The organism is Janthinobacterium sp. GW821-FHT03A03 (assembly GCF_059421435.1).
Genome location: NZ_JBWKUZ010000001.1, coordinates 1,200,483 through 1,225,317, shown reverse-complemented (window position 1 = coordinate 1,225,317; position 24,835 = coordinate 1,200,483). Strand labels below are relative to the sequence as shown.

Annotated in this window: 25 protein-coding genes; 11 read left to right on the top strand and 14 right to left on the bottom strand. The window is 63.1% G+C overall.

Translation table 11 applies throughout. The annotated features are described in order from the left end of the window. The first annotated feature begins 145 nt into the window (after positions 1–145). Positions 146–826 (top strand): tRNA (guanosine(46)-N7)-methyltransferase TrmB, encoded by a 681-nt coding sequence (gene trmB / locus AC07VI_RS05595; protein ID WP_086144635.1) that lies wholly within the window; start codon positions 146–148, stop codon positions 824–826. Between the two features lie 154 nt (positions 827–980). Then, positions 981–2,000 carry a UDP-glucose 4-epimerase GalE gene (gene galE, locus AC07VI_RS05590; protein WP_492996050.1) on the top strand — a complete coding sequence of 340 codons (1,020 nt, stop codon included), beginning with the start codon at positions 981–983 and terminating at the stop codon, positions 1,998–2,000. 303 nt (positions 2,001–2,303) lie between these two features. On the opposite strand, the gene AC07VI_RS05585 is transcribed toward galE, so the two are convergent. From AC07VI_RS05585 to AC07VI_RS05545, 9 genes are all read right to left on the bottom strand, one after another. Further along, positions 2,304–3,590, bottom strand: a complete 1,287-nt coding sequence (locus tag AC07VI_RS05585) for a Glu/Leu/Phe/Val family dehydrogenase (RefSeq protein ID WP_086144633.1) — start codon at positions 3,588–3,590, stop codon at positions 2,304–2,306. Between the two features lie 289 nt (positions 3,591–3,879). After that, positions 3,880–4,857: a LysR family transcriptional regulator gene (locus tag AC07VI_RS05580; protein WP_492996048.1), complete on the bottom strand. Its 978-nt coding sequence runs from the start codon at positions 4,855–4,857 to the stop codon at positions 3,880–3,882. A 44-nt stretch (positions 4,858–4,901) separates the two neighbouring features. Then, entirely contained in the window at positions 4,902–5,384 is a 483-nt protein-coding gene (locus AC07VI_RS05575; RefSeq protein ID WP_086144631.1) for a hypothetical protein, read from the bottom strand. Next, positions 5,384–7,207, bottom strand: a complete 1,824-nt coding sequence (gene recQ, locus AC07VI_RS05570) for a DNA helicase RecQ (protein WP_070220494.1) — start codon at positions 7,205–7,207, stop codon at positions 5,384–5,386. The genes AC07VI_RS05575 and recQ overlap by 1 nt, the downstream gene beginning before the upstream one ends. A 6-nt stretch (positions 7,208–7,213) precedes the next feature. After that, positions 7,214–8,059: an undecaprenyl-diphosphate phosphatase gene (locus AC07VI_RS05565; protein ID WP_099374078.1), complete on the bottom strand. Its 846-nt coding sequence runs from the start codon at positions 8,057–8,059 to the stop codon at positions 7,214–7,216. A 156-nt stretch (positions 8,060–8,215) separates the two neighbouring features. Then, on the bottom strand, positions 8,216–9,364 hold the full coding sequence (locus AC07VI_RS05560; protein WP_492996045.1) for an MFS transporter: 1,149 nt from the start codon (positions 9,362–9,364) through the stop codon (positions 8,216–8,218). A 37-nt stretch (positions 9,365–9,401) separates the two neighbouring features. Further along, positions 9,402–10,172 (bottom strand): DeoR/GlpR family DNA-binding transcription regulator, encoded by a 771-nt coding sequence (locus tag AC07VI_RS05555; protein ID WP_086144628.1) that lies wholly within the window; start codon positions 10,170–10,172, stop codon positions 9,402–9,404. A gap of 149 nt (positions 10,173–10,321) precedes the next feature. Next, positions 10,322–10,597 carry a YkgJ family cysteine cluster protein gene (locus tag AC07VI_RS05550; protein ID WP_492996043.1) on the bottom strand — a complete coding sequence of 92 codons (276 nt, stop codon included), beginning with the start codon at positions 10,595–10,597 and terminating at the stop codon, positions 10,322–10,324. Between the two features lie 71 nt (positions 10,598–10,668). After that, positions 10,669–11,538, bottom strand: coding sequence for a head GIN domain-containing protein (locus tag AC07VI_RS05545; protein ID WP_492996041.1), 870 nt, complete (start codon positions 11,536–11,538; stop codon positions 10,669–10,671). 532 nt (positions 11,539–12,070) lie between these two features. Between AC07VI_RS05545 and AC07VI_RS05540 the strand changes: the two genes are divergently transcribed. From AC07VI_RS05540 to AC07VI_RS05525, 4 genes are all read left to right on the top strand, one after another. After that, positions 12,071–12,721 (top strand): TetR/AcrR family transcriptional regulator, encoded by a 651-nt coding sequence (locus tag AC07VI_RS05540; RefSeq protein ID WP_086147247.1) that lies wholly within the window; start codon positions 12,071–12,073, stop codon positions 12,719–12,721. A gap of 169 nt (positions 12,722–12,890) precedes the next feature. Continuing rightward, complete coding sequence (locus tag AC07VI_RS05535; RefSeq protein WP_076565841.1) at positions 12,891–13,541, top strand: protein-L-isoaspartate O-methyltransferase family protein; 651 nt, start codon at positions 12,891–12,893, stop codon at positions 13,539–13,541. Positions 13,542–13,555: 14 nt separating this feature from the next. After that, positions 13,556–13,879 carry a rhodanese-like domain-containing protein gene (locus AC07VI_RS05530; protein ID WP_086147248.1) on the top strand — a complete coding sequence of 108 codons (324 nt, stop codon included), beginning with the start codon at positions 13,556–13,558 and terminating at the stop codon, positions 13,877–13,879. Between the two features lie 143 nt (positions 13,880–14,022). Beyond that, positions 14,023–15,345, top strand: a complete 1,323-nt coding sequence (locus AC07VI_RS05525) for a TolC family outer membrane protein (protein ID WP_086147249.1) — start codon at positions 14,023–14,025, stop codon at positions 15,343–15,345. A gap of 69 nt (positions 15,346–15,414) precedes the next feature. On the opposite strand, the gene AC07VI_RS05520 is transcribed toward AC07VI_RS05525, so the two are convergent. Then, positions 15,415–15,882, bottom strand: coding sequence for a DMT family transporter (locus AC07VI_RS05520; RefSeq protein ID WP_099419370.1), 468 nt, complete (start codon positions 15,880–15,882; stop codon positions 15,415–15,417). A 93-nt stretch (positions 15,883–15,975) separates the two neighbouring features. Between AC07VI_RS05520 and AC07VI_RS05515 the strand changes: the two genes are divergently transcribed. Further along, positions 15,976–16,881 (top strand): LysR substrate-binding domain-containing protein, encoded by a 906-nt coding sequence (locus tag AC07VI_RS05515; RefSeq protein ID WP_492996038.1) that lies wholly within the window; start codon positions 15,976–15,978, stop codon positions 16,879–16,881. A gap of 4 nt (positions 16,882–16,885) precedes the next feature. On the opposite strand, the gene gloA is transcribed toward AC07VI_RS05515, so the two are convergent. The 4 genes from gloA to AC07VI_RS05495 form a co-directional block, all read right to left on the bottom strand. Beyond that, a complete protein-coding gene (gene gloA / locus AC07VI_RS05510; protein ID WP_070311709.1) occupies positions 16,886–17,293 on the bottom strand; it encodes a lactoylglutathione lyase in 408 nt (135 codons plus the stop codon). Positions 17,294–17,417: 124 nt separating this feature from the next. Further along, positions 17,418–17,840: an OsmC family protein gene (locus AC07VI_RS05505; RefSeq protein ID WP_086147252.1), complete on the bottom strand. Its 423-nt coding sequence runs from the start codon at positions 17,838–17,840 to the stop codon at positions 17,418–17,420. 103 nt (positions 17,841–17,943) lie between these two features. Beyond that, positions 17,944–19,254 carry a PQQ-dependent sugar dehydrogenase gene (locus AC07VI_RS05500; RefSeq protein WP_492996036.1) on the bottom strand — a complete coding sequence of 437 codons (1,311 nt, stop codon included), beginning with the start codon at positions 19,252–19,254 and terminating at the stop codon, positions 17,944–17,946. A 51-nt stretch (positions 19,255–19,305) separates the two neighbouring features. Next, on the bottom strand, positions 19,306–19,572 hold the full coding sequence (locus tag AC07VI_RS05495) for a hypothetical protein (protein ID WP_086147254.1): 267 nt from the start codon (positions 19,570–19,572) through the stop codon (positions 19,306–19,308). A gap of 263 nt (positions 19,573–19,835) precedes the next feature. On the opposite strand from AC07VI_RS05495, the gene AC07VI_RS05490 reads away from it, so the two are divergent. From AC07VI_RS05490 to grpE, 4 genes are all read left to right on the top strand, one after another. Further along, positions 19,836–20,807, top strand: a complete 972-nt coding sequence (locus AC07VI_RS05490) for an NAD kinase (protein WP_226935448.1) — start codon at positions 19,836–19,838, stop codon at positions 20,805–20,807. A 47-nt stretch (positions 20,808–20,854) separates the two neighbouring features. Further along, positions 20,855–22,522, top strand: a complete 1,668-nt coding sequence (recN, locus tag AC07VI_RS05485; RefSeq protein WP_086147255.1) for a DNA repair protein RecN — start codon at positions 20,855–20,857, stop codon at positions 22,520–22,522. 272 nt (positions 22,523–22,794) lie between these two features. Next, positions 22,795–23,904 carry a ferrochelatase gene (gene hemH / locus AC07VI_RS05480; RefSeq protein ID WP_492996033.1) on the top strand — a complete coding sequence of 370 codons (1,110 nt, stop codon included), beginning with the start codon at positions 22,795–22,797 and terminating at the stop codon, positions 23,902–23,904. Between the two features lie 343 nt (positions 23,905–24,247). Then, positions 24,248–24,784, top strand: coding sequence for a nucleotide exchange factor GrpE (grpE, locus tag AC07VI_RS05475; RefSeq protein ID WP_034788734.1), 537 nt, complete (start codon positions 24,248–24,250; stop codon positions 24,782–24,784). Positions 24,785–24,835: the final 51 nt, after the last annotated feature.

Sequence of the window (24,835 nt, the reverse complement as noted above, 5' to 3'; positions counted from 1 at the left end):
TTGTCGAGCTTCCCAAGCTTACGACGAGGGTTCGATTCCCTTCACCCGCTCCATTTTCCGCTGGCGCCTGGCTTTGTGCGGCGCGGCTACTTACTTCTTCACTCCCATGTCTTCAGATATCCCAGCAAACGGCCCTGCGCGGCCGATGATGTACGATCCGACCGAACACCGCATCCGCAGCTTCGTGACCCGCGCGGGAAGGTTGTCTGTCGCGCAGGCGCGCGCGCTTGAGACCTTGGGGCCACAGTTCCTGTTGCCTTTTGCTAAAGAACCTATGGATTTCGAGCAGGTGTTCGGCCGCAAGGCGCCCGTCATCCTGGAAATCGGCTTTGGCATGGGCGCGACCACGGCGCATATCGCCAAGGCCATGCCGGAGAAGGATTTTGTTGGCGTCGAAGTGCATACGCCGGGTGTCGGCAGCCTGTTGAAACTGATCGGTGAAGAATCGCTGACGAATCTGCGTCTGTTGCAGCACGATGCCGTGGAAGTGCTTACGCACATGATTCCAGCCAATTCGCTGGCCGGCATCCACGTGTTTTTCCCAGATCCATGGCACAAGGCGCGGCACAACAAGCGCCGGCTGATCCAGTCGCCGTTCGTCAAGCAGTTGACCGATCGTCTGGCGCCGGGCGGCTATCTGCATTGCGCCACCGATTGGGAAGATTACGCAGTGCAAATGCTGGAAGTGCTGGGCGCCGAGCCGCAATTGCAAAACAGTGCGGAAGGCTATGCGCCGCAGCCAGCATATCGTCCGCTGACCAAGTTTGAAAACCGCGGCCTGAAGCTGGGCCATGGCGTGTGGGATCTGGTGTTCATCAAGAAGTAAACGCATTGGGCGGCTTGCCTGCCGGTATCGTTTACACGAGAATTAGCCTGCTGCGGTGACGCAGCGGGCTTTTTTATTGTTCGCGCTGCCGTGTGCACGCTTGGCAAGGTGGCCAAATTCCGTTAATCTTATCTTTTTTATATTGATTGAGATTATGACCAAGAAAATACTCGTGACTGGCGCATCGGGTTTTATCGGCTCGCACACTTGCGTCGAATTGCTGGCGGCTGGTTTTGACGTGGTCGCGGTGGATAATCTCAGCAATAGCGCACGCGAGGCGATGGTCCGCGTGGAGCGCATCTCCGGCAAGAGCGTGCCCTTCCATGAAGCCGACGTGCGCGACCGGGCCGCCATGGCCGCCGTCTTGCGCGAACACGCTATCGATGCGGTGATCCACTTCGCTGGCCTGAAGGCCGTGGGCGAATCCGTAGCGCAACCGTTGATGTACATGGATAACAACGTCACGGGTACCGTAGCCTTGCTGGAGGTGCTGGCGGCGGCGAATGTGAAGCGATTTTTGTTCAGCTCGTCGGCGACCGTGTATGGCGATCCGGAAGCCTTGCCCATCGTGGAGACGTCGCGCCTGTCCGTGACCAACCCATATGGCCGCTCCAAGCTGATGGTCGAGCAGATCCTGGCCGATCTCGTGCGTGCCGACGCCCAGTGGCAAGTGGGCGTGTTGCGCTACTTCAACCCCGTTGGAGCGCATGCCAGCGGCTTGATCGGCGAAGATCCGGCCGGTATCCCGAACAACCTGATGCCCTTCATCGCCCAGGTAGCCGTGGGTCGCCGCGAGCGCCTCGCCGTCTTCGGCGACGACTACCCGACGCCAGATGGCACGGGCGTGCGCGACTACATTCACGTGGTCGACCTGGCGCTCGGCCATGTAGCTGCGCTGAACCGCCTGTTCTCCACCGAGGGCGGCTTTACCGTCAACCTGGGCACGGGCCACGGCTACAGCGTGCTCGATACCGTGCGCGCCTTCGAGGCCGCCAGCGGGCGCCAGGTCCCCTACGACATCGTCCCGCGCCGCCCCGGCGACATCGCCAGCTGCTACGCCTCCGCCGACAAGGCGAAGGAACTCCTGGGCTGGCAAGCGCAGAAAACCATCGACGACATGTGCCGCGACCACTGGCGCTGGCAGCACCAGAACCCGCAAGGCTACGCGGCGTAAAAAAGTCATCGGATACAAAAAATCCCGCTCACATGGCAATGTGGCGGGATTTTTTTGAGGTGCCAGCAAGCCAATGCGCCTGAAACCAATGCCCAGGGATGGATGCCAGTATGCTGCACCCTGCTTCGGGTAGCGATCAGTACAAAAAATCCCGCTCACACAAAGTGTGGCGGGATTTTTCTAAAAGCGCCAATAACCCGATGGCGCCTGAAAAATGTCCAGGGCTAGGCGTCGCCCCGAAGACAGTACGCTAGTACGGCGAGGGGCAGGCAATAACGCCCTGGGCTTTTTCTCAGGCAGCCATTAAGGATAGAGACCGCGCACTTCGCGAGCTTGCAGCACGCGCGTGCATGCCAGGATGAAGGTGGCGGTACGCATCGACACTTTCTTCTCTTGCGACACTTGCCATACCGCGTCGAACGCTTCGCGCATGATGCGGGTCAGGCGGCTGTTGATTTCCTCTTCCGTCCAGAAGAAGCTCGAGAAGTTCTGTGCCCACTCGAAGTAGCTGACGGTCACGCCGCCGGCGTTGGCCAGCACGTCCGGCACGATCAGCACGCCGCGGTCGGTCAGGATGTCATCCGCTGCCGGCAGGGTCGGGCCATTGGCGCCTTCCAGGATGATCTTGGCGCGGATGACTTGCGCGCGTTCGGCGGTGATCTGCTGTTCCAGCGCGGCCGGGATCAGGATGTCGCAATCGATGCCCCAGAAATCTTCGCGCGGCACGAATGCCTCGGCGCCCGGGAAGCCTTCGACGCTGCCCACTTCGGCCACGTGTGCCAGCAGTTGCGGGATGTTCAGGCCGCCGGAATGCACGACGGTGGTCTTGTGATCCTGTACCGCGACGATTTTCGAACCGGCTTCAGCGAACATGCGTGCGGCGACGCCGCCCACGTTGCCGAAACCCTGAACGATGACTTTCGCGCCTTCGAGCGACATGCCGACCTTGGCGGCCGCATCGCTGCCGACGACGAACACGCCGCGGCCCGTCGCATCGCGGCGGCCCAGGCTGCCGCCCAGCGAGATAGGCTTGCCGGTTACCACGCCGGTCGACATATTGCCGCCGATCATGGCATAGCTGTCCATCATCCACGCCATGACTTGTTCATTCGTGTTGACGTCCGGTGCCGGGATATCCTTGTTCGGTCCGATGATCATGCTGATCTCGCTCGTGTAGCGGCGCGTCAGGCGCTGCAACTCGTTGCGCGACAGGGTCTTCGGATCGACGCGGATACCGCCCTTGGCGCCGCCGTATGGCACGTTGACCGCTGCATTCTTGACCGTCATCCAGGCCGACAGCGCCATCACTTCCGACAGGGTCACGTCCTGGTGGAAGCGCACGCCGCCCTTGCCCGGGCCGCGCGACAGATTGTGCTGCACGCGGTAGCCTTCGTAGTGGGCAATGGTGCCGTCATCGCGCTCGATAGGCACGTCGACCGTCAGGATGCGCTTTGGACGCTTCAGCGTTTCCACCCAGCGCGACAGGTTGCCCAGGTACGGCGTAACGCGGTCGATCTGCTCGAGGTAGACGCCCCATGGGCCCAGGTCTTCAGGATTGAGGTAGGAAGGAAGTGCGTGCTTGCTGGTCATGCTTGATAAGCTCCTGACAAAACGGTGGTGTAATGCCGAAAAATCTACTGCGCGTCGTGCTTTGCGGCCGGCGATGCTCGCTGTACCTTGGTACAGCTGCGCTTCTCGGCCACCAATCACTGCCGTTCGCTACGATTTTTCCTGGCATTCAAAAATGCTGTGGTAGGCGCAATCAATTGAGTTGCGCGCAGCGGAACCGCATCGTAGGCGATAGCCTCACGCCCCGGCCAATGCTTTGTGCGCATCCAGTTATGCATTTATTGCATAGTTATATTGCCAGGATTGCCAGTCAGGAGCGAGGCGCCTCGGTGGCGCGTTTGCGGCGCTTGCCCATGCGCGTCTTGCCGTCCTGCGCCTGCACCAGGTACTGCCACAGGTTCTCGACGATCTGCTTGCCCGGGCGCAGGCTTGACGGGCGTTCGCGGTACAGACGGATTTCTAGTTCGATTTCCCAACCCGGGGCACCGCCGTCGGCGCGCGCCAGGTGCTTGTACTTGACATCGCGCATGACGGCCGATTCGGGCAGGAAAGCGATGCCGCGGCCTTCCAGCGCCATCATCTTGAGACCTTCGGCCATGTCCGTTTCGTAGCAGGTTTCGAGGAATAGCGGCATCTTGGCGTCGGCCACCAGCAGTTCCACCATGCGTCCCAGGTAGGCGTTGCTGGTGTAGGAGAGGAAGGGCAGCGGCTCTTTGGCGCTGCCGGGCAGGACGAAGTCAGGCACCTTGTCCTGGCCGCAGCGGGCATACGCGCGCAGGGTTTCGCGGCCCATCACCAGCATGTCGTAGCGGCCCGGATCGAGCTGCACCGGCTGGCGCGGATGGTGATAGCACAGCAGCAGGTCGCAGCCGCCGTCGACCAGCTGCAGCACGGCGTCGTGCACGTTCAGCGCCATTAAACGGCTGTTGATGGGCGCAAAACCCTCTTCCAGCGCCGTCAGCCATTTCGGCATGAAGGTCAGCGACAGGGTATGCGGCACGGCGAAGTCGACGCTCGTTTGCGTGGCCGCGCGCTTGCCGCGCAACAGGGCGCGCACGCCGTTGATTTGTCCCAGCATTTCCAGCGCCTGCTCGTAGAACACGGCACCGGCCGGCGTCAGCCGCGTCGGGTACGAGGTGCGGTCGACCAGGTCGATGCCGAGCCAGTTTTCCAGCGACTGGATGCGCCGCGAGAAGGCCGGCTGGGTGACGTGGCGCAGGGCCGCGGAACGGCTGAAATTATGCGTTTCAGCGAGCGAGATGAAGTCTTCCAGCCATTTGGTTTCCATCGCGGCGGCGTTCCTTTATCAAGGGCAGAGGCAAGATGACGTGGTCAGGGCGTATCGGGAGATGCCGCCGGCTGGTACAGGGCGGCGGGCAGGCCGAAGAAGGACGGCGGGCCCAGGGTCGTGCCGTCGAGCGAGCCGCCCGCGTTCAGGGCCTTGTTGATGGCCGCCAGCAGGGAGCTGCGGTCGGCGAGATTTTTTATCAGGGCGCGCGGGCCGTTGTGGAAGGTATGCTGGGCGATGTCCGCAGCTACGACAAAGATCGGCTCGCGGCGCAGGGGGAACTCCACCCACTCGCCATCCTCGTCCTGGGCGCAGAAGGTGTTGGGCAAGGTCATGTTTTCGGCGCCGGGAAGGTGCGAGGCCAGCACCAGGCCGAAGGCTTCCGGCACCACGTCGGCCAGGCGGCGCACGGTGAGGTCGTCCTGCACCAGCGTACGTACTTGCGCTTCCACCGCGTCTTCGGCGTCAGGCTGGGCGCCAAGGATTTTCACGGCCTGGTAAATCAGGTCCGGCGAGAGTGCTTCCATCAAATCATCTCCAGAATCATGGCGACGATTTCGTCGCCGTACGAGGCCAGTTTTTTCTCGCCCACGCCGCTCACGCCGCGCATCTGTTCCAGCGAGGTGGGTTTGGCCTTGGCGATTTCGCGCAGCGTGGCGTCGACGAAAATCACGTAGGCGGGCACGTTGTGCGTGCGCGCCGTCTCCACGCGCCACCAGCGCAGCTTGTCGAAGATCGCCTGCTCGCTGGTAGACAAGTCCGTCTCGACATAACCTTTCGCCACGCTGGTGCTGCGCTTGCTGGTCTTCACCGGTTTCTGGTACTGGCGCAGCTGCACTTTCTGGCCGCCCTTGAGCACGGGGCGCGAGGCGTCCGTCAGTTTCAGCGAGCTGTATTGTTCATGGTCGACCGAGACGAGACCGAGCGCGATGGCCTGGCGCAGGATCGATTTCCATTCCGCTTCGCCCAAATCCGAGCCGATGCCGAAGACGGAAAGGGAATCGTGGTGCCAGGTCTTGATGCGTTCCGATTCCACGCCGCGCAGCACGTCGATCACGTGGCCGCCGGCGAAGCGCTGGTCGACGCGGTAGATGGCCGACAGCAGTTTTTGCACGGGCACGGTGCCGTCGAAGGACACGGGCGGCACCAGACAGGTGTCGCAATTGCCGCACGGCGAAGCCGGTTCGCCGAAGTATTCGAGCAAGCGCATGCGGCGGCAGCTGAGCGTTTCGCACAGGCCCAGCATGGCATCGAGTTTCACGCCCAGCACGCGCTTGAAAGTGTCGTCCGCTTCCGACTCGTCGATCATGCGCCGCTGCAGCACTACGTCCTGCAAGCCGTACGCCATCCAGGCGTTGGCGGCCATGCCGTCGCGGCCCGCGCGCCCCGTTTCCTGGTAATAGCCCTCGATGCTTTTCGGCAGATCCAGGTGGGCTACGAAACGTACGTCGGGCTTGTCGATGCCCATGCCGAAGGCGATGGTGGCGACCATGACGATGTTTTCTTCGCGCAGGAAGCGCGCCTGGTTGGCACTGCGCTTGGCGTATTCCATGCCTGCGTGGTAGGGCAGGGCGCGGATGCCGCTCTGGTTCAGAAATTCCGCCGTCTCTTCCACTTTTTTACGCGACAGGCAGTAGACGATGCCGCAGTCGCCCGCGTGTTCCGTGTTGATGAAGTCGAGCAGCTGCTTGCGGCCATTCGCCTTTTCCACGATCTGGTAGCGGATGTTCGGCCGGTCGAAGGAAGAGACGAACTGGCGCGCGTCTTCCAGTTGCAGGCGCAGGGCGATTTCGGCGCGCGTCTGCGGGTCGGCCGTGGCTGTCAGCGCGATGCGCGGCACGTCCGGGAACTGCTCGTGCAGCACCGACAGTTTGATGTATTCGGGGCGGAAGTCGTGGCCCCACTGGGCCACGCAATGCGCTTCGTCGATGGCGAACAGCGAAATTTTCGAGGCCTGGAACAGGTCCAGGCAGCGCTGCGTCATCAGGCGCTCGGGCGCCACGTAGACGACGTCGATGCCGCCCGTGCGCACCAGGCGTTCGATGCGGCTCGCTTCTTCGTAGGTCTGGGTGGAGTTCAGGAAGGCGGCGCGCACGCCCACTTCTTCCAGCGCATCGACCTGGTCCTGCATCAGTGCGATCAGCGGCGAGACGACGACGCCGACGCCGTCGCGCAGCAGCGCGGGAATCTGGTAGCACAGCGACTTGCCGCCGCCCGTGGGCATCAGCACCAGCGCGTCGCCGCCATGGCTGACGTGGTCGACGATGTCGGCCTGCTGGCCGCGGAAGGCCGGGTAGCCGAAAACGGTTTGCAGCAGGTGCAGCGCGCGCTGGTTAAGATCTTGATTCATAGTGCCTTATTCTGCCCAAACAACCCAGCCGTAGTGGGCGCTGGCCAACACCAGCAAGCCGAACACGATGCGGTACCAGGCAAAAAACGTGAAGTCGTGCGAGCTGATATAGCGCAGCAGCCAGCGCACGCACAGGAAGGCGGAAATGAAGGCGGCCACGGTGCCCAGGCCGAACAGGGGCACGTCGGTGGCCGACAGGATGTCGCGCGCTTTATACAGCGAGTAGAAGGTGGCCGCCAGCAGGGTCGGGATGGCCAGGAAGAACGAGAATTCGGTGGCCGTCTTGCGCGACAGGCCCAGCAGCATGCCGCCGATGATGGTCGAGCCGGAACGGCTGGTGCCGGGAATCAGCGCGAACGCCTGCGCGCAGCCCACCTTCAGGGCGTCGAACGGCGTCATTTCATCGACCGAATTGACGCGCACGGTGACGGGATTGGTGCGCGCGCGGCGCTCCACCAGCAAAATCACGACGCCGCCGATGATGAAGGCCATGGCGACCGGTACTGGCTTGAACAGCGCATGCTTGATCATCTTGCCTACGCCTAAGCCGATGACGGCCAGCGGCAGGAAGGCGATGGCCACGTTCAGCACGAACTTGCGCGACTTCGCTTCGCTGCCGAAGGTGGTCAGCACGCTGCCGATGCGCTGGCGGTACTCCCAGCACACGGCCAGGATGGCGCCGGCCTGGATGGCGATCTCGAAGACATCCATGACTTCTTTCGAGACATCCTTGGTAAAGTCGAGCAGGCTGCCGGCCAGGATCAGATGTCCCGTGGACGAAATCGGCAAGAATTCGGTAAAACCTTCGACCAGCCCCATGATGATGGCTTTTAACGCAAGAATGAGATCCATAGATGTATAAACGGGTATAAGTGACAGGATGGGGGGACCGCGTTGCGCCAGCAATGTACGCGGGGTCGAAGCTTACCATGCCGGAGGTCCGGCGAGCCGATTTGGACGCTGGCGGGCAGCGGTTTTTTGCCGCTGTCCGCCAGGCAGGGGGAGGCTTCAGGAAGCCTTTTGGGGCGGCGCAGCCAGGCGCGCGCTGGCCGCCACCAGCAGCAGGGCGGCGCCCAGCATGGCGAAAGCGATATTCAGGCTGGTGGCGTGCGCCACGAAGCCGATCACGGCCGGACCGGCCAGGATGCCCGCGTAGCCGATGGTGGTGATGGCCGCCACGGCCAGGCTGGCCGGCATCGCTTGCTGGTTGCCTGCCGCCGTAAACAGGATGGGCACGATATTGGCCGCCCCCAGGCCGATCAGCACGAAGCCAAGCATGGCCACGCTGGCATGCGGCGCCAGCACGGCCAGGAAGAAGCCGCCAGCCGCGCACAGACCGCCGAAAGTGAGCACGCGCTTGCCGCCAAAGCGGCTGACCACCTTGTCGCCCGTGAAGCGGCCCACCGTCATGGCGATGGCGAAGGCGGCGTAACCGAGGCCTCCCTTGGCTTCCTCCACGCCGCGCGTGGTGGTGAGGAACAGGGCGCTCCAGTCGAGGATGGCGCCTTCGGCCAGGAAGACGATAAAGCACAGCAGACCGATGAAAATGACGGCGCCATGCGGCATGACGAACAGCGGCGTCTTTTCGTCGGAGGCGGACGCCGTCGGCAGCAGGTGGCCTTGCGCCGCGCCCAGCACGCCGCACAGCAGCAGCATCACCACCACGCAGGACCAGGCCGGCGTCAGGCCCAGCCACAACAGCAGGGCCATGCAGGCCGCGCCGGCAAAGCCGCCCACGCTGAACAGCGCGTGAAAGCCCGACATCATGGCGCCGCCGTTGGCCTTTTCGATGATCACGGCCTGGATATTGATGGCCACGTCGAAGGTGCCCATGGCCGCGCCGAACACCAGCAGTACCAGGCCCAGTTGCAGCGGCGTGGCCGCCAGCGCCAGGCCGGGCAGGATGGCGATCAGCAACAGGCCGGCGCCGACGATGACCTTGCGGCAGCCGAAGCGGCTTGAAAGCATGCCTGTAAACGGCATCGCGCACAGCGAGCCGGCGCCCAGGCACAGCAGCAAAATGCCGAGAGTCGCTTCATCGAGGCCCAGGCGCGACTTGGCATAGGGAACCAGCGGGGCCCAGGCGGCCATGCCGAGGCCGGCCGCGAAGAAGACCAGGCGCGTGGCGCGTTGCTGCAGGGTGCCGGTAAGGTGCATGAGGGAGATTTTCCAGGGACAGAGGGATGAATGAAGATCAGGCGCGGGCACGTATTACGTGCACGCCCAGCCGTTCAAAGGCGGCGGCATGGGCTGCATCGGCGTCCGCTTCCAGCACCAGATGCTGCAGCAAGCCCGTGGCCAGCACGCCGAACGGCGCGGCCGTGCCCAGCTTGTCGCTGGTGGCGGCCACGACGACGGCCTTGCTGGCGCCGGCGATGCTGCGCTTGAATTCCGCCTCGTCATAGTTGAACGCCGTTATGCCCGCGTGCGCATCGGCGCCGCAGGCGCCGAGGAAGCACAGGTCGGGGTGCATGCGCTCGACTGTGCGCAGCGCCTGCGGACCGAGGCTGGCGCCCGCACGGCGGTCGACCCTGCCGCCAGCCATGATCAGCTCGATCTCGGGATGTTCCATCAGGGCCATGGCAATGGATGGCGCGTTGGTGATGACAGTGAGCGCCAACTGCGGCAAGGCGCTGGCGATGGCCAGGTTGGTCGAGCCCGCATCGAGGAACAGCACCTGGCCGGCGCGCACGAGGGATGCGGCGGCCTGCGCCAGGCGCGCCTTGCGCTCGGGCGCCGCCTGCTTGCGCTGCGTCAAGGTACCGCCGTCCGGCGCCAGCGGCAGCGCGCCGCCATACACGCGCTGGCACAGGCCGGCCGCCGCCATCTCGCGCAAATCGCGCCGTATCGTATCTTCGGACACGTCGAGCTGGCGCGCCAGGTCCAGCGCCAGCACGCGGCCGTCGGCGTGCAGTTGTTGCTGGATCAGCGCGTGGCGTTGTTTGAGTAGCAGGGCGGCGGACATAGGTTTTAATTAAAACGTGCAGGAATGTGCATGAATATACGCAAACGTGCAAATGTGGTCAACAGTTATCTGTCAGCCGCAGCCTTATGCGCGGCCATGGATGGTCATCAGGAATACTGATTCTGGGGCGGTGCGCGCCGCCAAGCCGCTCAGGGCGCCGTCAGCCGTTCCAGCTCCGCCAGCCAGTGCACCGCATGTTCGCGGCTGCTGCCGCACATCTCATCGGATGGCTGCAGGCCGCCGCAAAACGCGGGGCGCTCCGGCTGGCCGAAGATCTTGCAGCGGTTGTCGTCGGCCAGCTGGATGCAGCGCACGCCGGCCGGCTTGCCATCCGGCATGCCGGGAATCGGGCTGGTGATGGACGGCGCGGTGCAGCAGGCGCCGCAGGAAGGGCGGCATGCCAGGGAAACGGCGGGGGACGGCATGGCGGCAGGCTGGAAAAGGGTCAGGGGCCGACAGTATAGCAAGCCGGCCCCGCGGCAGCGCCAGGACTGGCCTAGCGCACGACGCTGATGCGCTTGCCCGACAAGGTGCGGCGGAGCGGATCGCCATGCACGGTGATGCGGCCCGAGCCGCTGGTGCGGGCGTTGACTTCGCTCTGCACGGTGACATCGATGTCGCCGGAACCGTTGCTCGCCAGGTAGGCCACGTCGCTGCTCAGCGCCGCCAGGTTGATGTCGCCCGAGCCGTTGACGTTGGTGTCGAGGCGCTGCACGGCGCCGCTGGCGCTGATGTTGCCGGAGCCGTTGACGGCCACGTTGATGCGTTCGCCGCGCACATCGCCCAGCTGGATGCGGCCCGAGCCGTTCTGCACGGCGTCCGTATTGCCGCTGGCGAGGGCGGCCGCGTTGATGCTGCCCGAACCGTTGTTGGCCACGTCAAGGCGGCCCACCTTGCCGGACAGCTCGCTCTTCATCGAGCCGCGCTGCACCAGGCTGAAGTCCTGGCCGTTGAAACCGCTGGCCACCAGGCGGCCCGAGCCTGAGATATTGATCTTGCTCAAGCGCGGCGTCGTGTAGATGACATGGATGCCATTGCCGCTACGAATGTTGCTGTCACTCCAGATACGCAGTGTATTGCCGCTCACGTCGCTATGGATCAGTGGTTGCAGATTGCTGTCCGCCTCGATCACCAGCGAGCTTGCCGGTCCGACGCGCACGTCGATCTTGATATCGATGCGCTTCATGCTGTCGATGTCGAGTGTGTCGACGTTGCTGACCTGGCGCACGTCGCGGCTCACTTGCTCGTTGCCCTGGATGGCACTGCCACCCGAGTCGGCATGGCGTACTTCGCCATCGCCGGGGTTGATGACGATGGCGCAACCGCCAAGGGCAAGGGCACAGCACAGGGCCAGCAAGGTACGCATGGTGTTTCCTTTATGATTGTTTTAGTTTGGAACAGGAAATAAGCCGGCTGCCGCGCCGCGGCTGCCGTGCTGTCGATGGCAAGATAGCAAAGTGGCGCGGGGGCGTGAATGGAAATGCGATGAACTGCGCAAAATGGGGACTGAACTGCATGTTGCCTTGCCCGAAACTGCATGTCGGCGGCGTAATACCGGCGCGGCGGCGAGGAGGGGGGGGGCAGTAGCATCGACAGGCGCCAGCGCATGGAAGCGGCATGCAGGGAGTGCTGGCTTATCCGATGGCATTGCGCATTGCTATACTGTATCGGTATGCCGTCGTTTATAGATGTGCCGCAACGGCAATCTTGCATGAGTTGCACGGTTGAAGGCTGGCGTGGCGGCATGCATCTGCCGCACCGGCCTATCTCGAGGGGTACAATGCCTGTGCTTTGCTGCAAGGTGAGCCGTCCTCCATGGTGCCGGCGGGCAGCGCTTGACCTTGGCGGCAGACAGGTCTAATATTAATGACTCAAAAGTAAGTTACTTGGAAAGATACATGCAAGCCCCGATTGATACCAAGCCCCGCTGGGAGCGGCGCAAGGATGCCCGCCCCCAGGAATTGCTCGCCGCCGCCCTCGACCTGTTCGTCGAACGGGGTTTCGCGTCGACGCGCCTGGAAGATGTGGCCAAGCGGGCGGGTGTGTCGAAGGGCACCTTGTACCTGTACTTCGAGAACAAACAGGAACTGTTCAAGGCCGTGGTGCGCGACAATATCGTGCAGTCGATCGGCGAGGCGGAAAACAGCATGGCCGCCTCGGAAGACAGCAGCGCCGACCTGCTGCGCAAGGTGATGATGCAATGGTGGGAAGAGTTCGGCGCCACCAAACTGGCCGGCTTGACCAAGCTGATGATGGCCGAGGCGAACAATTTCCCGGAACTGGCGCAGTTTTACAACGAAGAAGTCGTCACGCGCGGCCATGCGCTGGTCGTCAGCCTGCTCGAGCGGGGCATGCAGCGCGGCGAATTCCGCCAGGTCGATCCCGTGCTGGTCAGCACCATCCTCGGCGCGCCCGTCACCATGCTCATGATGTGGACGCATTCCTTCCTGCCATGCGAGGTCAAGAACATCGACCCGCTCGCCTACATGGATGCCTTTATCGACATGAGCTTGCGCAGCCTGCAGGTGGAGGCGCCCGGGAAAAGCTGACGTGCGGAGTCCGCTTCCACCGTTCAGTTGCCCCTTTTCCAAGGTTCGCCCCCTCAAATCTGCAGATCGTCGCAAATTTCCTCCATTCCCCGTCTTTATGGTTAACATGTGCTTTCAGCCAGTTCAACGATAAAATGGCGGATTATTACTTCACTTACCGAGTCCAAAGATGAATATCGAACAAGCCCGCTTCAATATGATCGAACAGCAAATCCGTCCGTGGGACGTACTGGATCTCGACGTGCTGGAGCTGTTGAACGTGGTCAAGCGTGAAGATTTCGTGCCGGCCGCCTATAAAAACCTGGCCTTCGTCGATACCGAAATTCCACTGGGCGGCGGCGAATGCATGTTCACGCCGAAGCTGGAAGCGCGCATTTTGCAAGACGTAGCCGTCAAGAAGCATGAGAATGTGCTGGAAATCGGCACCGGCAGCGGCTACATGGCCGCCTTGCTGGCGCACAAGGCGCGTCATGTGACGAGCGTGGAAATCGTTCCCCAATTGAAAACCCTGGCCGAGCAGAACCTGGCCGCCAATGGCGTGACCAACGTGACCGTGGAACTGGGCGACGGCGCCCAGGGCTGGAGCAAGGGTGCGCCGTACGACGTGATCGTCGTTTCCGGCGCCCTGTCCGTGTTGCCGGAAGCGCTGTTGCAACAAGTAAAAGTGGGCGGCCGCATCCTGGCCATCATCGGCGAGGCACCGATCATGTCCGCGCATTTGATCACGCGCAGCTCGGACAAGGCCTACGACACGCGCAAGCTGTTTGAAACCAATGTCACGCCCTTGCAGGCAGTGGCGCCGTCGCACTTCCAGTTCTAAGCGACGGAGACGCGATGGAGCATTTGAGCGCACCGCAGCTGGCCGCCTGGCTGGCTGACACTTCCCGCCCGCGTCCGCTCTTGCTGGATGTGCGCGAGCAGTGGGAGTTTGAGCTGTGCCACCTCGACGGCGCCACCCTGATGCAGATGAATTCGATTCCGGCACGCATCGACGACCTCGATGAGGATGCCGAAATCGTCTGCATCTGCCACCACGGCGCGCGCAGCATGCAAGTGGCGGCTTTCCTGGAACGCCATGGTTTTGGCAAGATCAGTAATTTGACGGGCGGCGTTCACGCCTGGGCGCTGCAAGTCGACAGCAGCATGCCTAAATACTAAGTTATTTTGCAGTAGATGCACTTCCAGGCATGCTTTCGCGCATGCCTGCGGAGACCTGTACCCCGCTTACCCGGCGGGTAGCAGGCAAGCGGTAGCAGATTTTTGATTCCATCAACTTTTGACGACTCCAACGGAGAAATGCAATGCGGAAACCCCTTATCGCCGTACTGATGAGCAGCGCCTTTGTCTCGCTGACATGTTCGCTGCAAGCGCAGGCGGCCGATCTCATCCAGGTGTACCAGCAGGCGCTGGCCAATGACGCGCAGTACGCCAGTGCGCGCGCGGCCCTGTCGGCCGGGATGGAGCGGGTTCCGCAGGGGCTGGCAGGCTTGTTGCCGCAAGTGTCCGCCTCGGGCAGCAATACGCGCAACAGCATCGAGCCGATCACCAGCACGATCTCCATGCCGACCGTCAAGGTGCACACGAATACCTACAACCTGACCCTGGCGCAGCCGCTGTTCCGCTGGGATCGCTGGGAAAGCTATCAGCAAAGCAAGCTGGCACAGGCAATTGCTGAAGCGCAATTTGCACAAGTGCAACAAGATCTGATCACGCGCGTGGCGCAGGCGTATTTCGACGTGCTCAGCGCGCAAGACAACCTGGGCGCCACGCAGGCGCAAAAAGTCGCCACGACGGAGCAGCTGGCATCGGCCAAGCGCAACTTCGAGGTTGGCACGCAAACGATTACCGACACGCACGAAGCGCAAGCGGCGTACGACCTGGTGGTGGCGCAGGAATTTGCCGCCATCAACGACCTGGCCAACAAGCGCAGCGCCCTGCAAACCATCATCGGCGAAGCGCCAACGAGCCTGGCGCCGATGCGCACGGGCGTGGTCCTCAGCGCGCCGGAACCGGCCGCCATCGATCCGTGGGTGAGCTCGGCGGAAGAGCAGAACTACGGCGTCGTCACGGCCCAGTTCAACGTGGAATCGGCCAAGCGCGACATCGGCCGCAACCGCGCCGGCCACTATCCGACCCTGGACCTGATCGCCAACGCTGGCCACACCTATACGACGGGCGGCGGCAACGGCAATTCCAACAACAACGCCATCGGCGTGCAATGGAGCATCCCGATCTTCAGCGGCTTTGCCGTTACCAGCAAGGTGCGCGAATCGATTGCGCTGGAAAACAAGGCCCGCAACGACCTGGAAACGGCACGCCGCGCGGCATCGCAAGGCGCGCGCCAGGCTTTCCTCGGCGTCAACAGTGGCTTGGCGCAAGTGAAGGCGCTGGAAGCGGCGGAAGTGTCGAGCAAATCGGCGCTGGAATCGAACCAGCTCGGCTACCAGGTGGGCGTGCGCATCAATATCGACGTGCTGAATGCACAGAAACAACTGTTCTCGACGCAGAAAGACCTGTCGAAAGCCCGCTACGACACCATCATGAACGGCTTGCGCCTGAAGGCCGCGGCCGGCACCCTGAAGGAAACGGACTTGATGCCCGTCAACGCCTTGCTCGACAAGTAAGCGCGTTCTTGCTCTACATGAAAACCAGCACCGGCAGCGGTGCTGGTTTTTTTTCGTCCGGGGCTCTTGTTACGCGGCACGGCTGTTGGCGAACTGTGTCAGCACGACCCCGGCCACCACCAGGCCCGCTCCGGCCCAGTGCAGCGGAGAAATATGCTTGACGGCAAATCCCAGCAAACCATAGCGGTCGATGGCCAATGCGGCCAGCATCTGCCCGCCGATGACGGCCGCCATGAAGGGCCCGGCCCCCATGCGCGGCGCCAGCATCAGCGCGGCCGTAATATAAAACACGCCGGCCGCGCCGCCCAGCCAGGACCAGCCCGGCCCGCGCATGGCGAGGCTGACATCGGGCGCCGGCACCCGCCAGACCAGCATCACGAGCGACGCGAGCACGGCGCTGACGGCCAGCGAGGCGAGGGTGGCCCACAGCGGGTGGCCCAGATTGCGGCCCAGCGCGGCGTTCGCGCCCGCCTGGAAGGGGACGACGGCGCCGGCCAGCATGGCCAGCGGGGCAAACAAGGTGATCCATCCGTTCATGTGCGACTCCATGCGTGTTGAGTTGATGGCGTCATCGTATTATGCTGTCGTGATTAAATCCAATTCGTAGTTTGTCACCAAACTATGCACCAAATGAATAATCTGCGGTCAGTCGATTTGAACTTGCTGGTGATCCTGGATGCGCTGCTCAGTGAGCGCCATCTGTCGCGCGCGGCCGAGCGCCTGCACATGAGCCAGCCCGCCGTCAGCCATGCGCTGGCGCGCCTGCGCCACTTGCTCGACGATCCGCTGTTGCTGCGCGGCAAGGGCGGCTTCCAGCCGACGTCGCGTGCCCTGGAACTGGCGCGGCCGCTGGCCGACGCCCTGCAAAGCGTGCGTTCCGTGCTCGGCGGCGCCGTCTTCGAGGGGGCCACGGCGCAGCGCGTGTTTCGCCTGGCCATGTCGGATTACGGGGCGGCGCTGATCCTGCCCGCATTGCTGCGGCGCTTGCGCGTGGAAGCGCCCGGCATCGATCTGGCCGTCAGCTATGCGAGCCGCCCGGCCGTGATCGCTGGCGTGCAGGATGGCGAGATCGACCTGGCGCTGGGCGTGTTCCCGCAACTGCCCGAGCAGTTACATAGAGAAACTTTATTTGAGGAAACCTTCATATGCGCGCTGGACCCGGCCAGCCTGGCGCCGGGCGAGCCCTTGAGCTTGCAGGCCTATCTGGCGCGCTCGCACGTGCTGGTGGCGTCCGGCGAAGGGGGCATGGCCGCCGAAGTCGACGCGGCATTGGCCCAGCTGGGTCAGGCGCGCCGCATCGCCGTGCGCGTGCCGTACTGGACGGTCGCACCCGAGCTGTTGATGGGGACGGACATGATTTTGACGGTGGCGCGGCGCGCCTTGCAGGGCGCTGCGGCGCAGGGGCTGGCGCTATGCTGCGCGCCGTTCGCCATCGCGCCGTTTGCGTTTGAAGTGATACGGCACCGCCGCACGGACGGCGATGCCGGCATCGCCTGGCTGCGCGCGGCCATTGCAACGGCCGCCGAAGCAGGCTGAAGCTTTACAGCCCGCCGCCCTGGCCGTCGAATTTGCGTTCGATCAATTCGATCTTGTAGCCGTCCGGGTCGGTGATGAAGGCGATGACCGTGTTGCCGCCCTTGACGGGGCCCGGTTCGCGCGTGACGTTGCCGCCATTCGCGCGTGCCGCATCGCAGGCGGCGACGATATCGTCGGCCGAGATGGCAATGTGGCCATACGCCGTACCCAGCTCGTAGCTGGTGGTGCCATAGTTATACGTCAGTTCCAGTTCCGCATGGTCCGGGTTTGAACCGTAGCCGACGAAGGCCAGCGTGTACTGGTATTCCGGATTGTCGCTGGTGCGCAGCAGCTTCATGCCCAGGACGTTCGTGTAAAAATCGATGGAGCGCTGCAGGTCGCCGACCCGCAACATGGTGTGCAAAATACGCATCGTAAATCCTTGAGGGTGATAGGGGAATGGCAGGATTTTATGCGTTTTGCGGCTTTCGTGCCGAGACCGCCCCTGCCGCCCGGTGATGCGACGGCAGCGGACGGTGACCTTGGTCCCTCTGGAATTACTCCAGATGGGCGTCCAGGGTGATTTCCGTGGCCAGCAATTTGGACACGGGGCAGCCGAGCTTGGCGCGCAGGGCCGCGTCCTGGAACGCTTCGTCGCTGGCGCCGGGAATGGTGGCCACCAGGGTCAGGTGGACGGCCGTGATGGCATAGCTGCCATCGATTTTTTCCAGGCTGACATCGGCTGTGGTTTTCAGGGCCGTGGCGCGCAAGCCAGCCTCGCCCAGCTGGCCGGACAGGGCCATGGTGAAGCAGGCCGCATGGGCCGCGCCGATCAGTTCTTCCGGATTGCTGCCGGGACCGTCTTCGAAGCGCGTGTTGAAACCATAGGCCACATTGTCGAGCGCACCGCTTTCGGTGGAGATGAATCCTTTGCCATCCTTAAGGCCGCCACTCCAGACGGCTGATCCTGTTTTTTTCATGATGTACTCCTTGCGTGGTTCGAGCGCCCATCATGCACGTCCCGCCCTGGCGCTTCCGTTCGTTGCGCCACACAGGGGGGCATGCGCGGCGGGGCATCGCCGCTCACGGCGCCGGCGTCACGCGCCAGACGACATTGCCCACGTCGTCCGCCACCAGCAGCGCGCCGGCCTTGTCGACGGCCACGCCGACGGGGCGCCCATGCGCATGGCCAGCCTTGTCGAGGAAGCCGGCGACGACGTCCTGCGGAGGACCGCTGGGCACGCCATCGGCAAACGGAACAAAGATGACTTTATAGCCGCTGTAGGGCTTGCGGTTCCATGAACCGTGCTGGCCGATGAAGGCGCCGCCCCGGTAGCGTTCGGGCAGCAAGCTGCCGTCATAAAACGCCAGGCCCAGCGAGGCCGTGTGCGCACCGAGCGCATAGTCGGGGGCAACAGCCGTGGCGACCAGTTCGGGACGGGGCGGCTGGATCCGCGCATCGACATGCTGGCCGAAGTAACTGTAGGGCCAGCCGTAAAACGCGCCATCCTTGACGGAGGTCATGTAGTCGGGTACGAGGTCGTCGCCCAGTTCGTCGCGCTCATTGACGGCCGTCCACAGGGCGCCCGTCCCGGGTTGCCAGGCCATTCCCACGGGATTGCGCAAGCCCGTCGCATACACGCGCACCTTGCCCGTGGCGCGGGTGAATTGCCAGATGGCGGCGCGGCCCTGTTCGGCCGCCATGCCGTTTTCGCCCGCATTGCTGTTCGACCCGACGGCAATATAGAGAAACTTGCCGTCGGGGCTGGCGACGACGTTCTTGGTCCAGTGATGATTGATGGGGCCTCCCGGCAAATCCATTACCTTGGTGCCGGCGGCCGTGATGGCGGTCTGACCTGTTTCGTAGGGAAAGCGCACGAGGGCGTCCGCGTTGGCGATGTACAGATCGTTGCCGACCAGGGCCATGCCGAATGGCGAGTGCAAGCCTTGCAGGAAGATGCTGCGCGTTTGCGCCGCGCCGTTGCTATCGATGCCGCGCAGCAGGGTGATGCGGTTGGCGCTGGGCGTGGCGGCGCCCGCTTTTTTCATCTGCATCTGCATGATGGCGCCCTTGATGCCCTTGCTGTCGTCCGGTTTCGGCGGGGCATTCGTTTCCGCCACGAGCACGTCGCCGTTCGGCAAGACGTACAGCCAGCGTGGATGGTCGAGCCCGCGCGCATAGGCGCGGATGGCCAGCCCCGCCGCGACAGCCGGGCGCTCTCCGGTCGTCCAGCGCTGCACGGGTGCTACGTTGACGGTGGGAATCAGTTGCTTGTCCGGCGCGGGCAGCGCGGGCTGCGGGCCGAAACCTACGGGCATGGCGGGCGCCTGGGCGTGGGCGAGATGAGTGCCGCAGACAGCGGCCAGCAGGAATGAACTGACGTAACGGTGCATGGCGTACTCCATAACATGCGCAGTGCGCGTAGCGGGGCGTGACAGTTGGAGTCAGCGCGCCTTTTTTGGTTCCAGTTGCGGGTCGGGGCGGGCCTGCTGCGGCGCGGTGGGCTTGACCTTTTCCACGCCGGGCTGGGCGCGGCGGTCCGTATCGACCAGGCCTTGCTCCAGGTCGCTGGCCGCCTGCCGCATGATCTTGCGCGGGCGCACGTTTTGCGCGTCGGGCGCCTCATCGCGCTCGTGCGGCAGGCGGTCGATACCGTCATTTTTCACCTTTTCATCCGTGTTGATCTTGCGTTCGCTATGTTGGGCAACCATATGGCCTCCTGAAGGAAAGAATGACGTCCCGCCAGTGTCCCGCCGCCGGCGGGACCACGCAAGCGGATTTGCCCGGCAATGGAGCGCTGGCGCACGCATGGACGATTCTTTTTCTGCGCTACACTGCGTGCAACACCGAGAACGCCCCTTGCAGGCATGCGGCAAGCGCACTATACTGTTCATATATACAGTATTATGCGATGGCGGCATGCGACGCGACAGCCAGGGGGCGGCTTGCCACCGAATTCACTACCGAGATTTTTATGCCCGTCGATAACTACGCCGACCAGCGAGCCGAACAGCCAGCCGCGACCTTGCCAGCCCCGGGCGAGCGCTTCAACCTGGGCGCCAAGACCATCGCCCTGGTCGTGCGCCAGAATACGGATGGCATTGCCGAACCCGTTAAAAGCATCGTCGATTTCCTGCAAGTGCTGGGCCACACGGTGGTCTTCGAGGCGGAGACGGCCGCGCATCTGAACCTGGCGTTTCCCGGCGTGCACGCCATGTCGCCCGCCGAAATCGGCGCCGCCGCCGATTGCGCCATCGTCATGGGCGGCGACGGCACCATGCTCGGTATCGCGCGCCAGCTGGCGCCATTCGATGTTCCTTTGATCGGTATCAATCAAGGGCGGCTGGGCTTCATGACGGATATCCCGCTCGAGCGCATGCTGCCTGTCCTGGCGCAAATCCTTGGCGGCCGCTTCAAGGCCGAACGCCGCACTTTGCTCGAAGGCAGCGTGCTGCGCGACGGCGAGTCGATTCACGTGGGCATGGCCGTCAACGATGTCGTCGTCTCGCGCGGCGGCGGCGCCGGCATGGCCGAACTGCGCGTCGAGGTCGACGGCCACTTCATGTACAACCAGCGCTCAGACGGCCTGATCATCGCCACGCCCACCGGCTCGACCGCGTATGCGCTGTCGGCCGGCGGCCCGCTGCTGCACCCGACCCTGGGCGGCATCGTGCTCGTGCCGATCGCCCCGCATGCGCTGTCGAACCGCCCCATCGTCCTGCCCGATTCCAGCCAGATCGTCGTGGAAATCGTGCGCGGGCGCGATATCAGCGTCAACTTCGACATGCAGACCTTTGCCAGCCTGGTCCAGCAAGACCGCATCCTCATTCGCCGTTCGCCGCACACGATTACCTTCCTGCATCCGGAGGGGTGGAGCTACTACAACACCCTGCGTGAAAAACTGCACTGGAATGAGTACCCGTCGGGCGAGGGCAAGCTCAGCTAATAGTTTCTCCACGTCAACCCGCGGTGCGCCGCCTAACCACTGAAGCCATGCTCCATACACTGTCCATTCGCGATTTTGTCATTGTCGATACCATTGAACTGGAATTTTCCGCCGGCTTCAGCGTGCTGACGGGCGAGACGGGGGCCGGCAAGTCCATCCTCATCGATGCGCTGACCCTGGCGCTGGGCGGGCGCGGCGACGCCAGCGTGGTGCGCGAAGGCGCGGCCAAGGCCGACATCACGGCCGATTTCTCCGTCAGCGAGGTGGCGCAAGCCTGGCTGGTGGCCAATGAATTCGCCAACGACGATGGCGGCGCCCTGCTGCGCCGCGTGATCGACAATGCGGGCCGCTCGAAGGCGTACATCAACGGCATTCCCGCCACGGCGGCGCAATTGCGCGAGCTGGGCGACATGCTGGTCGACATCCACGGCCAGCACGCGCACCAGTCCTTGCTGAAGAGCGAAGCGCAGCGCGCCTTGCTCGACGGCCAGGCGACGGCGCGCGAAGCGGGGTCGGAACAGGACGCGCGGCAAGTGGCGGCCCTGCACAAGCGCTGGCGCGCCCTCGTGCGCCAGAGAGAAGAGTTTGAAACGAATGCCGCCAACGTGCTGTACGAGCGCGAACGCCTGGAGTGGCAAGTCGGCGAACTGGAAAAACTGGCCGCCAAGCCGGGCGAATGGACGGAGATCACGAACGAGCACAGCCGCCTGTCGCACGCGGCCAGCCTGCTGGAAGGGGCGCAGGAAGCCTTGTCCCTCATTTCCGAGTCGGAAGACCACCCCATCGTGTCGCAATTGTCAGCCCTGAACCAGAAGCTGGGCAAGCTCGTCTCCGTCGATGCGGAACTGCAGCCGATCGTCGACCTGATCGAATCGTCGCGCATCCAGCTGCAGGAATCCGTGTACGCGCTGAACAATTACCTGGACCGCGTGGAGCTCGACCCGGAGCGTTTGCACCAGCTCGACGCGCGCATGGAAGCCATGCACAGCACGGCCCGCAAATTCCGCGTCACGCCCGAAGAGTTGCCTGAAGAACATGCCAAGCTGTCGGAAAAGCTGCAGCACCTGGCCGACGCTTCCGATATCGAGGGCTTGCTGCGCCAGGAAGCGAAGATCGAAGCCGAGTACCGCGCCGTGGCCGAACGATTGTCCGCCACGCGCCGCGCCGCCGCCCTGGAGCTGGGGCAAGCCGTCACGCGCGCCATGCAGGACCTGAGCATGACGGGCGGCAGCTTCGAGATCGCCCTGCACCCGTGCGTACCGGCCGCGCATGGCCTCGAACAAGTGGAATTCCTCGTCGCCGGCCACGCGGGCACGGCGCCCCGTTCGCTGGCGAAAGTGGCGTCCGGCGGCGAACTGGCGCGCATCGCGCTGGCCATTTCCGTCATCACCTCGCACGCCACCACCACGCCGACCCTGATCTTCGACGAGGTCGACAGCGGCATCGGCGGCGCCGTCGCCGAAGTCGTGGGACGGCTATTAAAACGCCTGGGGCAGGGACGGCAGGTGCTGTGCGTGACCCATTTGCCGCAGGTGGCCAGCCAGGCCAATCAGCATTTCCAGGTGGCAAAAAGTACCCTGGACAACGGCAAGACGGCGTCGCGCATCGACATGCTCGACGCCAAGGCCCGCGTGGAAGAAGTGGCGCGCATGCTGGGCGGCCTGGAAATCACGGCCACCACGCGCAAGCATGCGCGCGAGTTGCTGGCTATCTAGTACACCTAACCAAACCTACTGCGCGTCGCGATTTGCGGCCTGCGATGCTCACTGCCTCGGCGGTCCCGTGCTTCGCAGAGCTGCGCTTCTCAGGCCAACGGGGGCGCCGAGCCTCGCTGCCGCTCGCTACGGTTTTGTTAGGCGTTGTTAGCGTAAACCGGTCTGGTGAGAATGGCAGTTAGCCTTATGCCGTTCCTTTCCATCTTTCCCGATGTTGACGCAATGTAACTATAATGGTCGACTAATCCCTCCAACGCCTTCGAAGAACCTTCATGTCATTTCAAACTGAACCGCCGTACACGCATGGCAGCATCGACCGCAGCGCCGTGGTGCTGGTCAACCTGGGCACGCCCGATGCGCCCACGTCGTCGGCCGTGCGGCGCTACCTGAAACAATTCCTGTCGGATCCGCGCGTGGTGGAAATTCCCCGCCTGGTCTGGTGGTTCATCCTGAACCTGATCATTTTGCCGTTCCGCTCGGGCCAGTCGGCCAAAAAATACGCGTCGATCTGGACGCGCGACGGCTCGCCCCTGAAAGTGCATACGCAAAAGCAGGCGAAATTGCTGGCCGGCGCCCTGGCCGAGCGGGGCCATGACGGTGTGACGGTGGCCATGGCCATGCGCTACGGTTTGCCTTCCTTGCCCGAGGTGCTGGCCCAGCTGAAAAGCGAAGGCTGCGAGCGCATCGCCATCCTGCCCGCGTATCCGCAATATTCGGGTACGACGACGGGTTCCATCTACGACGCCGTATTCGCCCATTACGCCACCGTGCGCAATGTGCCGGAATTGCGTTTTATCAAGCAATATCACGAGCACGACACGTATATCGACGCCTTGCGCGATTCCGTGCTCAACCACTGGGAAGCGCATGGCCGTCCGGAAAAACTGGTGATGAGTTTCCATGGCGTGCCGAAGCGTACTTTGCTGCTGGGCGACCCCTACCATTGCCAGTGCCTGAAAACGGCGCGCTTGCTGGCGGAAAAGTTGAAATTAACTAAAGAGCAATATGTGGTGACCTTCCAGTCGCGCTTCGGCAAGGCCGAATGGCTGCAGCCGTACACGGCGCCCACCCTGGTGGCGCTGGCGCAACAGGGCATCAAGCGTGTCGACCTGCTGTGTCCCGGCTTTACCAGCGATTGCCTGGAAACCCTGGAAGAGATCGCCATGGAAGCGAAGCATGATTTCGAAACGGCCGGCGGCCAGCAGTTTCACTATATCGCTTGCCTGAATGAAACGCCGGCCTGGATCGCCGGCATGGCGGAAATTGCCGAGCAGCACATGATCGGCTGGCCGACGATGAAGACGGCGCCGCAGCGCGAAGCGGACAAGAAAGCGGGCGCGCAGGCGCGCGCGGCGGCCCTGGGCCTGGGGGCGGCGAATTGAAGAGAATTGTTTTTTAGTAATAAAAGCCGCGCTTGCGCGGCTTTGTCATGTCTGGCGCGGCCAACAGACTATCCATATAGCAACGCTGCCAGTGGCGACGGCTGCGGCGGGGCTGGTAGAATGCCCGCTTTGTCGTGGGAAGCCTGGAAAATCAAGGGGGCGCGCACGGATCGCGGCCCGAAATGGGAAGTGCTTTGTAATAAGCTGTAACATGGAACGATGTTATCCCTGGTTTGACCATGAATACCCCTTGAAACAATAGGATATAGCCCCATCTGCCCGTTAGTGTTGTAAAGATAGTTAGACTAACTCATTTAAGTCATTGATTGTAGGAGCTTTTCAGATGCAAGATCAGGAAAACCAAGCTGTACCTAATCCGCAAGCGGACGCCGCGGCGACTGCCCCATCGACTCCCGCAGAGCCTACTTTGGAAGAGCAGCTGGCGAGTACCGAAGCGCGTCTTGCAGAGATGCACGATGCCTTCATGCGCGCCAAGGCCGATGGCGAAAATATCCGCCGCCGCGCGCAGGAAGATGTTGCTAAAGCGCATAAATTCGCAGTGGAAAGCTTTGCCGAAGCCATGGTGCCGGTGAAAGACAGCCTGGAAACGGCGCTGACGGTGGAAGCACCGACCATCGAATCGCTGAAAGAAGGCGTCGAGATGACCCTGAAGCAACTGAACGCCGCGTTCGAGCGCAATCGCCTGGTGGAAGTGCTGCCAGTGCAGGGCGAGAAGCTCGATCCGATGAAACACCAGGCTGTTGCCGTGGTGCCAGCGGAACAGGAAGCCAATACCATCGTGTCAGTCTTGCAAAAGGGCTATATGATTGCGGACCGCCTGTTGCGTCCGGCCATTGTCACCACCGCGCAAGCAAAATAATCAGAGCGCGGCATCAAGCAAGCCTTGAAACCATGCCGCTTTGCCACATAT